Consider the following 13,582-nt stretch of genomic DNA (forward strand, 5'->3'; position numbering starts at 1 on the left):
GATTGTTGCTAAAGCCAGAGAAGAAATGCTAAAAGCAGTGAAACAATGTATTCATTAAAATATCTTTTACTGTTAAATCTTTTTTAAATATTAAAGACTACGACTATTAAATCAATGTAGTCGCAGTCTATTAAGTATTCAAATCTATTTTCACCTTATGATTAGTTATAAGTAAAACTTTTAACAATATAAATTCCTATACTAATCAATGTTTTCTAATGCAATATATTACCTAGATATGTTAAGAATCCTATTTCCATGAAACTACGGCATCTTTTCTTGGTACAGTTCTTGAATATTTTACAGCAGGGTAACCTATTACCATACAGGTAACTATCTTTTGTCCCTCATTTAATCCTAGTAGCTCCATTATTTCCTTATTTCCTTGTGCCGCTCTTACAAAGAAACCACTAAAGAAAGTTCCTAATCCTAAAGCATCTACCATAAGCTCCATATTTGAAGAAGCTAGAGATCCATTAACTTCTGATTCAGATAATACCAATACTACTGCTGGCGCATTAAAGAACAACTTGTCCTTAGTATTATCTGCTTTAAAATCTTCGTTCATTTGCACCCACATATCAGCATATCTTTTAAAATGAGCAGTCTCAGGTGTTAAATTATTGAGCATATATTTTCCATAATTACTTAAGCCTTCAAAAGCTAAAGCTTTTAACTTGTCTAAACTTTCTCTTACTACTACATAAGAAACATTCTGTGCATTACTTCCTGTTTGTGTAAATCTTCCTGCTTCTATAATTTTATTTAGTTTTTCAACTTCTATGTCTTTAGCTTGAAATTGTCTTACTGTTCTTCTAAACTTAATAAAGTTCAGTAATCTTTCTGGTTCTATTTCAAATTCATCTTTCTTATATGCTTTTACTTCTTCCATGTTATAATCATCAGTTGACACTGCTTCTCTTGGACATATTGCAACGCAGTGTCCACATTTGAAACAAGCTTCATTCTTAATCTTTGCTTTTCCCTCAATCATCTCTATATCTCTTACAAAACAATCCTTTGCGCACAATCCACAACCAATACATTTTTCCGCATTAACATTCATCATAAAACTTTACACTCTCCTATTTATTATAAGGCGTTTTAGGCATTACTGGCCTTATATTATTATTTCAGACTATAGCAATTATAACACTTGGTTATTATATTAGTCTAACTTATGATTTTATACTAAGACTCATTTTTATAGCTAAATCATCAAGTTTTAATGTATTTCTACGATTTAGGTATATTTTGTTACTGTAGTATTTATAATCAAATTAAATTATGATATGTTCAGAAAACTAATCCATAAACAATTCCATATTATAGAACTTCATGTTAGAATTAGTATTAACATTTAAATATTCACATATAAAAAACTTCTAAATCTATTGAAGTATATAAGATTAACTAACTTGAATTTTTTTACAGTTTATTGTAATGTAAAAACCAAACCACTATATTTTTTTATATTTTGTATAAGGAGTAGGAATGGATTACGAAATCAAAACAGCTCATATGAATAATCTTAATGATATCGTTAAATTACTTAATACCGTTACTTTAAATCTACATAAAAAAAATATAAATCAATGGAAATACCCTTGGGATACTGAAGAGATAAAAAGTAATATTGAAAACAAATATACTTATGCTGTATTTAACAACGAAAAAATTATAGGTACTTTTTCTTTAAAGCTAAAATCGAAAAGTTCTTGGATACCTGAAATTGATGAAGAAATACTTTATCTACATACTTTAGCAATATTACCAGAATACCAGAAGAAAAATATTGGCTGCAAAATTATTGACTTTTCACATAACCAAGCTGTGACCTTGAACAAGCCACTTTATTTGGACTGTTGGTCAAAAAACACTAAATTAAAGACCTTTTATTCAAATTGTGGATTCGATTATATAATGGATTATCCAGAGGAGGATTTCGAAATCAGTATATTTAAATATCATTAAATATCGTAAAAAAACACAGATTTTTTATACATCTGTGTTTTTCTTTAAATCGTATTCTCGCTTGTTTTATGGTACCATCAATTAAAAAAACTATTTGTTCAATTATAAAACCAATCCTTATTAAATTGTTTATAAATTTCAATGCATTTTAAGCACTTTCTAACTTTAATGTTTTCCATATTATATAAGACAATGCCCACATTATAACAAACAATACAACTAACAAATACCCAATGTTAGCCATATCTAAATTTTGTATCCACATCCACACTCCACTGTTTAAGCCTAGCTTCGGAGCCAATATTTGAGTTAACTCAACTACTCCAATAAATAATGCCGCTATTACAGATATACCTGTTACAGAAAGATTATAGTATATCTTACGTAAAGGAGTTGAAAAAGCCCAGTTATATGCTGATGTCATAAATATCCCATCTGCAGTATCCATCAAGCTCATACCAGCTGCAAAGACAATAGGCAAAGCGATAAGCATTGTTATCGGTATGCTCTTTGTTGCAGCGTTTGCCGAAATTGCTAAAAGAGCTACCTCTGAGGCGGTATCAAATCCTAATCCAAAAAGAAAACCTAAAGGGTATACATGCCAACTTTTGCTTATGAACTTATAGAATGGCTTCCCTAGCTTCGCAATTAGTCCTCTATCTAACAAAAGTTTCTCTAAACTTTCTTCTTCATATTTACCTTTTCTTGTATCTTTAAAAAACTTATAAATATCGAACCAAATAAATAGATTAAGTACGCCAATAAGCACAAGAAATGCCCCTGAAACTGATGTACCTATTATACTTCCTACTTCTTTGATTTGCGGAATATTTTTACTTGCCCACCCCATCGAAAATGTGGTTATAAGTGCCATTATAAAGACCACTGAGGAATGTCCCATTGAAAAAAAGAATCCGACTCCTGTGGAATCTTTTTTTTGCTCTATTAATTTTCTCACTGTATTGTCAATAGCTGCAATATGATCCACATCGAATGCATGCCTTAGTCCTAATGTATATACTAAAAGAGCAAGGCCAATGATTTGTGGATACTTACTAATATTAATTAACACCAAAGATACTCCAATAATATGTAATACAACTACTATAACACAGTAGAATATCCAATTAGTATTCTTTTTTAATTGCATACTCCTATAACTCCCCCTTAACACCAAACAATTACGTTCTTTTATAATTTATTTATCATGCTTGCATTATATGCAGCTCCAAATCCATTATCTATATTTACAACACTTATACCGTTGGCACAACTGTTTAGCATTGATAAAAGAGCAGCAAAACCTCCAAAGTTAGCTCCATAACCAACACTTGTAGGAACAGCGATTACAGGCTTATCTACTAATCCACCTATGACACTTGCAAGAGCACCTTCCATTCCTGCAATGACAATCACTACCTTAGCACCTCTTATAACATCGAGCCTAGCAAATAATCTATGTATACCTGCTACACCTACGTCTACAATCTTCTCAACTTTATTACCAAGAATTAGTGCTGTTTCATATGCTTCTTCAACAACTGGTAAATCAGAAGTTCCAGCTGAAATAATAGCAATATAACTTTCTGTTAATTCTTCTTCTCTTTTTCTAATAGTTATAGTTCTACCTAACTTATTGTACTTTGCCTCACTACATATTTCCTTAATTGAATTAAACATTTCTTCACTGGCTCTTGTAGCTAAAATATTATTTTCTTTAGTAAGCATAAATTCAATGATATTTGTTACCTGTTCTATTGTTTTTCCTTCACAGTATATAACTTCAGGATACCCAGTTCTTATTTGCCTGTGATTGTCAATTACTGCAAAACCTAAATCTTTAAAAGGTAACTCTTCAATTTCTTTTACTGCCTTTTCTATTTCAATCCCACCATTTTTAACGGCTTCTAATAATTTTTTTATATCATCTTTGTCCATACTTTCCTCCTAAAATATACTAAGGCTTTTATTTCAAATTGTAATCACTAAAAAGAGTCTTAATTAAGACTCTTTTTTTGCATAGTAAATAGGGTTTTCTCTTCTTTATTTAAAACTTCATTCATACTACCAGTTCTATATCCCAACATATCTAAAGTAACATAAGTAAACCCAATTTCCTTAAACTTATTTCCTATCTTATCCATAAGTTCAATATTGAAAAATTGCTCTCTTTCTTCAGGGGCAACTTCTATTCTAGCAATCTCTCCATGATGTCTTACTCTAACTTGCTTAATTCCCATATCAAGAAGGAATTGTTCAGCTTGATCTACCATTTTCAACTTAGGTAATGTTATTTTATGCCCATATGGAAATCTAGAAGAAAGACATGCGAATGATGGCTTATCCCAAGTTGGAAGACCAAGTTCCTTAGATAGTTCTCTTATATCATTTTTCGTTAATCCAGCTTGCTTTAAAGGACTAATCACTTCTAATTCCCTAGCAGCCTGCATTCCTGGTCTATAATCTCCGTTATCATCTAAGTTAGAACCATCAAATACATACTTAACTCCATTTTCTAAAGCGACATCCTTAATTTTTGTAAAAAGTTCTTTTTTGCAATAATAACACCTGTTCTTAGGATTACTTGCGAAACCTTCTATATCGAGTTCTTCTGAAGATATTATAATATGTTTTGCTCCCATATCCTTTGCATATTTAATTGCTTCTTTTAGCTCTCTTTCAGGGTAAGTTGATGAAGTCGCTGTAACTGCAATTAGCCTTTCACCTAATACTTCGTAGGCTACTTTTACAAGAAAAGTACTGTCTACTCCACCAGAAAATGCTACAGCAGCACTTCCCTTTTCTTTAATTATATCTTTAAGTAATTGAAATTTTTCTTTAAGTTCCATTCCCCATACCTCCTATAATGTCTTATATACTTCGTTATATATTTTAGATATTGCTACATTATTTTCTTTAGCTAATCTTTTACAATCCTCATATTCAGGTTTTGACTTAACCAATTCGCCATTATAATATGAGTTTTTCACTGTTACCTCTCCATACTTAGTTGTAAGCTTAGAAAACTCTCTGTTTAACATAATCTTCTCTACATTAAACTTCCTAACCCCGATAGAGGTAGTTTCTTTAAAAATAACTTCTAGTACCTTCTTTTCAACCTTTTTATTAACTAATACACTTAGTTTTATTGCTGGTCTTCCTTTTTTCATAATTATAGCAGTTTTGAATACGTCTAATGCTCCCGATTCAAAAAGCTTTTCTTCAACATAACTATATATTTCAGGATTCATATCATCAATGTTAGTTTCAAGTAAGTGTTGTTCTTCAATGTCTTCATTTTTAATTTCTTCTCCTAAATATACTCTTAAAACATTAGGTATTTCAAGTACTCTAGTTCCAAGACCATATCCAATCTTCTCTATTGAAAACTCCGTCTTATCAGTGTAGACTTCAACATTTTCAGCTAAAATTGCTGCACCTGTAGGAGTTGTAGTTTCAAAATTAACTATTCCAGTTTTTACTGGTATATTTTTAAGTATTCTAATTGTTGCTGGTGCTGGCACAGGTATAAGACCATGTGCGCATTTTACAAAGCCTCCACCTAATTGAATTGGTGATGCCATTATCTTGTCAACCTTCAAATAATCCAATGCTATTGCTGCACCTACAATGTCTATTATTGAATCTATAGCGCCAACTTCATGAAAATGAACTTCATCTATTGTTTTTCCGTGAACTTCTGCTTCAGCTTCTGCTATTCTCATAAAAATGGCTAAGCTTAAACTCTTAACCTTATCACTCAACTCACTGGAGCTAATTATATTCTTAATATCATTAAAATTTCTATGTTCATGATGGTGATGTGTTTTATTTTCCGCAATATTTAAATCCTCATGTAAATGTCGTTCATCCATATGCTTATGATGGTGGTTATGATGTTCATGCTGAAAATCTTGATCATCATGTTTATGGGTATGTGTGTGTGCTTCATTATGATATTCTTCATCAATATGAACATGGTTATGATTGTCTTGTTTCTTTATAATTACATCAACTTTAGTGCCAGTTATACCGTTTTTAATATCTTTTTTAATTTTTATATCATACTCAGAAGAAATATTTAATTTCGCAATCTCGTTTAGTAAGTATTCTTTGTCCACTCCTAAATCGATAAGTGCTCCTAAATTCATATCTCCACTAATTCCACAAAAGCAATCATAATATAATATTTTCATCTTATTCTCTCCATTACATTTGTTATTTAACTTTCTTTAGAACTTTTATGTCTATATAGAGAGATGTACAGCTCCCAATTTAGTTTGGTCTATTAAAATCACTTATTCATAATAATTTTAAGGATATATTTAAAGTAGAACCTGTACATCTTAATTTTTTACTATTTAAATTCTTAACTTCTTATCTTTTATGCAAACACTTCTTTGATAGTTTGTAAATGCTCACGGATAGGAAGACTTTGTGGACAATGTTGTTCACATTTACCACACTTTACGCAGCTTGTTGCCTTTTCTTTTGCTGGTAAATTCTCATATGACTTGTCTCCAGGGAACATGTTATAAGTATTATATGCACTGAAGCATCTTGGTATATTTACTCCTGCAGGACATGGCATACAATATCCACAAGCAGTACAGTTAACTTTCATCTTACCTTTTATTATAGTCTTAACTTCATCAACTATTGCTAATTCTTTTTCAGTCAATGAATTTTCAGGAGTTTCACCAGCTGCTTTTATATTTTCTACTAATTGCTCTAAAGTGTTCATTCCGCTTAGTACAACTTTTACTTCTGGGTGATTCCATACCCACTTTAAAGCCCACTCTGCTGGAGATCTCTTTACATCTGCTTTATCAAAAGCTTCTTTTGCTTCATCAGGGATATTTACAAGTTTTCCACCTCTGATAGGTTCCATTATAGTAACCCCTAAACCTCTTGCAGCAGCATATTCTAAGCCTTCAGTTCCTGCTTGAAATTCTTCATCTAAATAGTTATATTGTATTTGGCAGAATGACCAATTATAATAATCAACTATTTCTTTAAATACTTCTAATTTATCATGGAATGAGAAACCAGCATATTTTATTCTACCATCTTTTATAGCAGTATCTAAAAATTCATCTATCCCATTTGCTTTTAATCTTTCCCAATCAGTTTTATTTAAAGCATGTACCAAATAGAAATCTATATGATCTGTATCCAAACGTTCAAGTTGTTCATTTAAATATTTATCCATATCGCTTCTTGACTGTATTAACCAGCTTGGAAGCTTTGTTGCTAATTTTACTTTTTCTCTATATCCATCTTTTAACGCTCTTCCAACAAAAGGTTCACTTGCACCGCCACCTCTAGTCATGCCATTACCATGGTATGGGTAAGCTGTGTCTATATAGTTTACGCCGTTATCTATTGCATAACGAACTAAACCCATTGATTTTTCTTCATCAATTTGGGATGGATCTCCTCCTGGTATCAATGGTAGTCTCATACATCCAAAACCTAAAATTGAAACCTTTTCATTTGTCTTACCAAACTCTCTGTATAACATCTCGACTCCTCCTCATACTCTTGACACATATGCTTTAACCTAAATCATATATGCAAAACCAAACTAATAAGCCAGGCTCCGCGGGCAATTATGAAAAAGATTTGACAATATGAATCTTAAATATTTTCCTTTTAAAATACTATTATTTGATGTTTGTTTCCATATATTATAAATATTACACCTTAAAGTGTACTCTAAGTCAATATAGTGACTAAATCTTTTTCGTAAAATGTAATAGTAAATTCGTGAATGCAAGGTTAAATTCGTGTTTGACGATTTTAGTCTTGCACAAAATATGGTAAGGTAGTCTCCTTAGATGAATCTCAACCCCCCCTTTATTAATGTAAGTAGAATTTAATCTTACATATCTATGGGATAAAATAAAAGAAATTAACCCTTGAAACTTCATAAGAAGTTTAAGATTAATTTCTTTTCTAAATAAAACTATACTATATATACATACTTATCTAAATTCCCTAATTATGAATATTTATATATCTATAGCATAGTTTATTTTTTGCATATTTTATCTTTTTATAAAATTCACTATACTGCTGCTCCACTATTTTCGCAGTTATTGATAGTCTTGCAGCAACAGTTATCTGTTTTCTTTTCTTCTATTAGACCAGTGTAATGATTAAGCTTCCAATTGATCATTTCTAGATTATTGTTCATCTCCTTAATTTTTTGTTCAGTTATCTTCTTTTGTGCCAGTATAATTTCTCTTCTTAATTCTAAGGTTCCGTCACCTTCCATACAAAGAGCAACAAAGTTCTTAATCTTTGAAATGGCCATTCCAGTATTACGTAAACAGCATATAAGCTTTATCCATTCAATATCATCTTCACTGAAGTTTCTAATCCCATGTTCATCACGTGCTATATTGGGAAGTAATCCCTCTTTTTCATAATATCTTATCGCATACTCAGTTAAATCAAATTTTTCAGCTACTTGCTTTATCATGTATTTCATAAAAAACAACTTCCCTTCTATAACCTAGCTTTGTGTACAAGTTTAATATAACTCCTTTTGTAGTATATAAGTCAAGTGGTATAGACAGAAAATTTCAGAATTTTTATCTTTCCTATACATTTCCCAATATAACTCTATTCAAATACTTACCTGCAACTTCTTCTGCTTTCCTCATAAATGTTAAATCTGTTGGAGAATTCATTAATTTATAACGTGGAAAATATCTTGAAAGATGTAAAGGTATATCTTTATTTATACTACTTAAAAACCTTGCTATTTCTTCTACCTCTTCTAAACTATCATTTTCACCGCTAACTAATAAAGTTGTTATTTCAACATGACATTTTTGTGCCGCTATCTCAATAGTCTTTAATACTGGCTTCAAGCTTCCGCCACATAAATTCTTGTAATAGCTGTTACTATAACTTTTTAAGTCTATATTCATAGCATCAACATAAGGGAGTAGCTTATTTAATGGTTCTTCGCTTATATACCCATTAGTTACGATTACAACAGAAGCATTTTCATCAGTTTCTTTTAGAAGCTTTGAACAGTCATATACATACTCATACCATATACTAGGTTCGTTATAAGTAAATGCTAAACCTATATTATCTTTTGTTGTCAACGCTGTTTTTACTAATTCTTCTTTTGAAACAAATTCACTTTTGGTTATCAGTTGAGATATCCTATAGTTTTGACAAAATCCACATACAAAATTACATCCAAAGCTCCCCACTGACAAAATAAAACTTTCTGGTTTAAAATAATATAACGGCTTTTTTTCTATTGGATCCAATGCAGCTGAGGTTATTTCTCCATAATTTAATGTATAAAGTTTTCCATCCTCATGAGTTCTCACATTGCATTTTCCTATATGCCCATTTTCAATTACACAATTATGGGGACACAAATAACAGTGTACTTTATCTTTAAGATTTTCATAAAACATAGCTTCTTTTTTCATTCTTATAGCATTCTCCTAGCTTTCTTTATGTCTTATAACTTGAAATCTTTGTATAGTGTACTCATCCTCTTGATCTATATTTCCCTTTTCTAAGGCTATAGAAAGCTGCTCTTCAACTGTATTTACTCCTTCTAAGTCAGGCAGTAAGAGTCCTGTTTTCATCATATACCTTACAATAACACCATATTCCTTAGGATTTAAATCATCCTTTGTTGCCACCTCAGGTTCGGTCAAAACATCTACAGAAAAATCAATATCAAGAAGTTCTTCTTCTTCCACTTCATAAAATCTTGGATCGTTAATTCCTGCTTCTATAGCATTTCTAATAATTTCTTTTGCTACATTATCTGTCGCTGGAAATATAGTACCTATACACCCTCTTAAATCACCATTTTTCTTTAGTGATACAAATACACCTCTTTGCATATTTTTCATTTCATCAGGTACATATTCAGGAATTTCTTTAAGTTTTCTCCTAGTGTTTAAATAAGTAGTAAGGCTTTCTCTAGCAAGTCTTACGTAAGGATCACTTTGTTTATTCTTTTTTTCATAGTGTAATTTTCTAAGTTCCTCTAATTCACTAAGCTTTGGCTCATCTTCAGACAAAATACTAAATTTCATTATTCCATACCCAACTCCAAAAGTTCCTTCATAACTCAAAAGATCACCATTAAATTTTTTACCTTCAAGTGCACCAAGTAGCGTTACTGTTGACCGTCTTCCACATTCACCAGCTTCGCAAACAGTTTCTTTATCAATACTTAATACTGTTTTAACATCACCTTTTGCTAAGTTATCAAGAAACTCTCTGTCAAACTTCTCACCAAATGGATTATATCCATATGGCCCTTCCGCTTTAAGTTTATGAGATAAGTCTCCACTTGCTATAAAAACAGCATTTTCATTTAATTCCTCTACTGCTTTTCTTATAGCAATTCCAAACTTATATAAGTCTATATCACTTAAGGCTGCATAAGTTATATGTACGAATTTGTAGTTACTATAATGTTTATTTATGAAATAAAGAGGAACAATCGCTCCATGATCTAATGTAACTGATTGCTTATACTTATTTAAAAGAGAATTAGTTGCCATTATAACTGGTATTCCCTCTCCATATGCTATTTCGTATATTTTTGCTGTTAATTCTTTGTTTATTTTAAGTTTCATATTTACGTTGGGAACTCTAAAGTTTTTTAAATCACCATATATCTCATTCTCATAACTTATTGCAATAGCATCTTGAAACATCACTCCATGAGGAGTAACTAATACAATAGTATCTGGAGCCTTTTTAGCAATATCTTCACCAACTACATGAAAACTATTGCAAGTTGCACTTATCTTTTCTTCTTCTCCTTTACCTACTTCTGGTACAGCTATTGGAGGATGTGGTAATAAATAGAAGCCCTTTAAATTCAAAATAATCACCTCTTTATTGTAGTTATATCCTTAATCTGAAAATTAGTTTTACCAACTTATATTATTAAATACTTCAGTGATTTTTTTACTTTTATATACAGTAAAAAATCAGCTACTTATATATTATTTCATATGCAAGTAGCTGATATATAGATGTACCTTTTTAAATAATGGCTTTTTCAAAGCTTTCAATTATATCTTCGTATTCTTCTAGTCCAACAGATACCCTAATTAAGGTGTCACTAACACCAAGTGCCTCTCTCTCTTCTCTCGGTATAGCTGCATGTGACATTTTCGCTGGATAAGAAACAATAGTTTCCACACCACCTAGAGAAACAGCAAAAGCAGCATTCTCTATATTATTAAGAAAATATTTCGTTTGCTCTAAAGTTTTAAACTTAAAAGAAAGCACTGCGCCAGCACCAGAGGCTTGAGAAAAATGAATATCTTTTCCTATATGACCTTCTAATCCTGGATAGTAAACTTTTTCTACCTGTTCCTGCTCTTGAAGCCATGCTGAAAGCTTCAGCGCAGTTGCTTGATGAGCATCTAATCTTATTTTTAATGTCTTAAGCCCTCTAAGAAGTAACCAACAATCTTGAGGTCCAAGTATAGCTCCAAAAGAATTTTGTATAGTGTATATCCTGTCTGCTAATTCTTTAGTTTTAGCAACAGCAAGTCCGCCTACCACATCGCTATGTCCACCTATAAACTTGGTAGCACTATGAACTACAATATCAGCACCTAAATCTAATGGTCTTTGTAGATATGGTGACATAAAAGTATTATCTACTATTACGATTATATCTTTCTCCTTTACTAAAGATATAGCACCTTTTAAATCTGTTATTTTAAGCAGAGGATTTGAAGGTGTCTCTAAGAAAATTGCTTTTGTATTTTCCTTAATTGCACTTCTTATATTTTCTAATTTAGATGCATCAACAAAAGTGAACTCTATATTAAATCTGCTGAGTACTTTAGTAGTTATTCTATATGTTCCTCCATATACATCTTCACAGATTATAATATGGTCTCCAGCTGAAAATATTGATAAAACAGATGATGTGGCTGCCATACCTGAAGAAAAGGCAAAACCTCTATGTCCATTTTCAAGTTGAGCAATTGTGTCTTCTAACGCTTCCCTTGTAGGATTTCCACTTCTAGAATAATCATACTTTCCAAAGCTATCTATGTCTCTTTGATGAAAGGTAGAAGCCTGGTATATTGGTATACTTAGTGCGCCTGTTTCTTCATCTATCTCATTTCCATTATGAATTAATTTTGTCCCAAATTTCATATTTAACACCCCAATGCACTTTCTAAATCTTCAATTAGATCACTTATATTCTCAATACCTACAGATAGCCTTAATAAATCTTCTGTCACTCCAAGTTTCTTCTTAATTTCAGCTGGAATTTCTGCGTGTGTTTGAGTTTGTGGATAGGTGATCAGAGTCTCAACACCACCTAAACTTTCTGCAAAGTTTATGACTTTGACATTCTTTAAGATTTTAGCTACATCCTCCTGGTTTTTAACTTTAAATGATATCATTGAACCAAAACCAGTTGCCTGTCTTTTAGAGATTTCATATCCTTTATGCTCAGGTAAACCTACGTAAAACACTTCTTTTATCTTAGGATGCTTTTTCAAAAATTCAGCAACTTCTATTGCATTTTCTTGACTTTTCTCCATTCTTATATGTAATGTTTTTATTCCTCTTAGTATGAGCCATGAGTCAAAAGGCGCTAAGGTTGCACCTGTAGATTTTTCATAAAATCTTATTCTTTCATTTATCCATTCTTCATTAGTTACCACAAAACCAGCAAGAGTATCGTTATGTCCGCCAAGGTACTTTGTTCCACTATGAACCACTATATGAGCACCTAAATTAATAGGTTTTTGAAAATATGGTGTTAAAAATGTATTGTCTACTATTACAATTAGATTTTTCTCTTTTGCTATCTTCACCACTTCATTGATATTTACAACTTTCATCATAGGATTTGAGGGCGTTTCTATAAAGATGGCTTTAGTATTTTCCTTGATATTTTTTATTACATCATTTAAATCAGTGGTATCTATAAAATCATGTTCTATTCCATAAGGTCCATAAATATCTCTAAATAATCTAAAGGTACCTCCATATAAATCATCAGAAACCAAAATATGATCACCAGATTTAAAAAGGCTTAGCACTGCAGTTACAGCTGCTACACCTGTAGAAAAGCCAGCACCAAATTTTGCTCCTTCAAGTCTTGCCACAGTTTTCTCTACCTCTTCTCTAGTAGGATTTTGCAATCTAGAATAATCATATCCCGTACTTTCATTCAAGCCCCCATGCTTGAATGTAGCTGTCTGATATATTGGAAAGCTTATTGCACCAGTTAACGGATCAAATCCCTTACTTCCATGTACTGCTGTAGTCTCAAATTTCAGTAATTTTTCTGCACACATATTAAATGCCCCCTTAATATTTTGCTTATAAAAGTCGACAACAAAATTTTCAAGTCTGTTTAACATACTTATTCACATATATAATTAGTCTAAAGAATAAAAAAATGCCAGAGAATAAACTCTGGCATGTATTTACTACAGAAATCTATTCTCATCTTCCAGTTATATATAACTGCAGGAATTAGCACCATTACATAAATTAAATGAAATTTATGCTGGTTGCTGGGTTTCACAGGGCCAGTCCCTCCACCTCTCGAGATAAGTTAAAA

The 13,582-nt window shown here is 31.4% G+C and carries 12 protein-coding genes and 1 riboswitch; of the genes, 1 reads left to right on the top strand and 11 read right to left on the bottom strand.

Annotation, left to right across the window (positions count from 1 at the left end):
* Window positions 1–250: 250 nt before the first annotated feature.
* Window positions 251–1,069, bottom strand: a complete 819-nt coding sequence (locus J3477_RS01460) for a nitroreductase family protein (protein ID WP_206867779.1) — start codon at window positions 1,067–1,069, stop codon at window positions 251–253.
* 425 nt (window positions 1,070–1,494) lie between these two features.
* Between J3477_RS01460 and J3477_RS01465 the strand changes: the two genes are divergently transcribed.
* On the top strand, window positions 1,495–1,974 hold the full coding sequence (locus J3477_RS01465) for a GNAT family N-acetyltransferase (RefSeq protein ID WP_206867780.1): 480 nt from the start codon (window positions 1,495–1,497) through the stop codon (window positions 1,972–1,974).
* Window positions 1,975–2,122: 148 nt separating this feature from the next.
* On the opposite strand, the gene J3477_RS01470 is transcribed toward J3477_RS01465, so the two are convergent.
* The 10 genes from J3477_RS01470 to J3477_RS01515 form a co-directional block, all read right to left on the bottom strand.
* On the bottom strand, window positions 2,123–3,124 hold the full coding sequence (locus J3477_RS01470) for a HoxN/HupN/NixA family nickel/cobalt transporter (protein WP_206867781.1): 1,002 nt from the start codon (window positions 3,122–3,124) through the stop codon (window positions 2,123–2,125).
* Window positions 3,125–3,165: 41 nt separating this feature from the next.
* A complete protein-coding gene (larB, locus tag J3477_RS01475) occupies window positions 3,166–3,912 on the bottom strand; it encodes a nickel pincer cofactor biosynthesis protein LarB (RefSeq protein ID WP_206867782.1) in 747 nt (248 codons plus the stop codon).
* A 59-nt stretch (window positions 3,913–3,971) separates the two neighbouring features.
* Window positions 3,972–4,823 (bottom strand): ATP-dependent sacrificial sulfur transferase LarE, encoded by an 852-nt coding sequence (gene larE / locus J3477_RS01480; RefSeq protein ID WP_206867783.1) that lies wholly within the window; start codon window positions 4,821–4,823, stop codon window positions 3,972–3,974.
* Window positions 4,824–4,835: 12 nt separating this feature from the next.
* On the bottom strand, window positions 4,836–6,170 hold the full coding sequence (gene larC, locus J3477_RS01485) for a nickel pincer cofactor biosynthesis protein LarC (RefSeq protein ID WP_206867784.1): 1,335 nt from the start codon (window positions 6,168–6,170) through the stop codon (window positions 4,836–4,838).
* Between the two features lie 188 nt (window positions 6,171–6,358).
* Complete coding sequence (locus J3477_RS01490) at window positions 6,359–7,498, bottom strand: aldo/keto reductase (protein WP_206867785.1); 1,140 nt, start codon at window positions 7,496–7,498, stop codon at window positions 6,359–6,361.
* 546 nt (window positions 7,499–8,044) lie between these two features.
* Window positions 8,045–8,470: a MerR family transcriptional regulator gene (locus J3477_RS01495; protein ID WP_206867786.1), complete on the bottom strand. Its 426-nt coding sequence runs from the start codon at window positions 8,468–8,470 to the stop codon at window positions 8,045–8,047.
* 112 nt (window positions 8,471–8,582) lie between these two features.
* A complete protein-coding gene (amrS, locus tag J3477_RS01500) occupies window positions 8,583–9,437 on the bottom strand; it encodes an AmmeMemoRadiSam system radical SAM enzyme (protein ID WP_206867787.1) in 855 nt (284 codons plus the stop codon).
* A 15-nt stretch (window positions 9,438–9,452) separates the two neighbouring features.
* Window positions 9,453–10,859, bottom strand: coding sequence for an AmmeMemoRadiSam system protein A (gene amrA, locus J3477_RS01505; protein WP_206867788.1), 1,407 nt, complete (start codon window positions 10,857–10,859; stop codon window positions 9,453–9,455).
* Between the two features lie 163 nt (window positions 10,860–11,022).
* Entirely contained in the window at window positions 11,023–12,156 is a 1,134-nt protein-coding gene (locus J3477_RS01510) for a trans-sulfuration enzyme family protein (RefSeq protein ID WP_206867789.1), read from the bottom strand.
* A gap of 2 nt (window positions 12,157–12,158) precedes the next feature.
* Complete coding sequence (locus J3477_RS01515; RefSeq protein ID WP_206867790.1) at window positions 12,159–13,313, bottom strand: trans-sulfuration enzyme family protein; 1,155 nt, start codon at window positions 13,311–13,313, stop codon at window positions 12,159–12,161.
* 148 nt (window positions 13,314–13,461) lie between these two features.
* Window positions 13,462–13,578, bottom strand: a riboswitch (SAM riboswitch).
* Window positions 13,579–13,582: the final 4 nt, after the last annotated feature.

Origin of the sequence: Clostridium zeae (genome assembly GCF_017312485.1) — a bacterium.
Classification (GTDB): domain Bacteria; phylum Bacillota; class Clostridia; order Clostridiales; family Clostridiaceae; genus Clostridium_AR; species Clostridium_AR zeae.

What these genes read in the sequence shown, in the direction of transcription:
- J3477_RS01460 (WP_206867779.1), bottom strand. Translation starts at nt 1,069, where the DNA reads ATGATGAATGTTAATGCGGAAAAATGTATTGGTTGTGGATTGTGCGCA.
- J3477_RS01465 (WP_206867780.1), top strand. Translation starts at nt 1,495, where the DNA reads ATGGATTACGAAATCAAAACAGCTCATATGAATAATCTTAATGATATC.
- J3477_RS01470 (WP_206867781.1), bottom strand. Translation starts at nt 3,124, where the DNA reads ATGCAATTAAAAAAGAATACTAATTGGATATTCTACTGTGTTATAGTA.
- larB (WP_206867782.1), bottom strand. Translation starts at nt 3,912, where the DNA reads ATGGACAAAGATGATATAAAAAAATTATTAGAAGCCGTTAAAAATGGT.
- larE (WP_206867783.1), bottom strand. Translation starts at nt 4,823, where the DNA reads ATGGAACTTAAAGAAAAATTTCAATTACTTAAAGATATAATTAAAGAA.
- larC (WP_206867784.1), bottom strand. Translation starts at nt 6,170, where the DNA reads ATGAAAATATTATATTATGATTGCTTTTGTGGAATTAGTGGAGATATG.
- J3477_RS01490 (WP_206867785.1), bottom strand. Translation starts at nt 7,498, where the DNA reads ATGTTATACAGAGAGTTTGGTAAGACAAATGAAAAGGTTTCAATTTTA.
- J3477_RS01495 (WP_206867786.1), bottom strand. Translation starts at nt 8,470, where the DNA reads ATGAAATACATGATAAAGCAAGTAGCTGAAAAATTTGATTTAACTGAG.
- amrS (WP_206867787.1), bottom strand. Translation starts at nt 9,437, where the DNA reads ATGAAAAAAGAAGCTATGTTTTATGAAAATCTTAAAGATAAAGTACAC.
- J3477_RS01510 (WP_206867789.1), bottom strand. Translation starts at nt 12,156, where the DNA reads ATGAAATTTGGGACAAAATTAATTCATAATGGAAATGAGATAGATGAA.
- J3477_RS01515 (WP_206867790.1), bottom strand. Translation starts at nt 13,313, where the DNA reads ATGTGTGCAGAAAAATTACTGAAATTTGAGACTACAGCAGTACATGGA.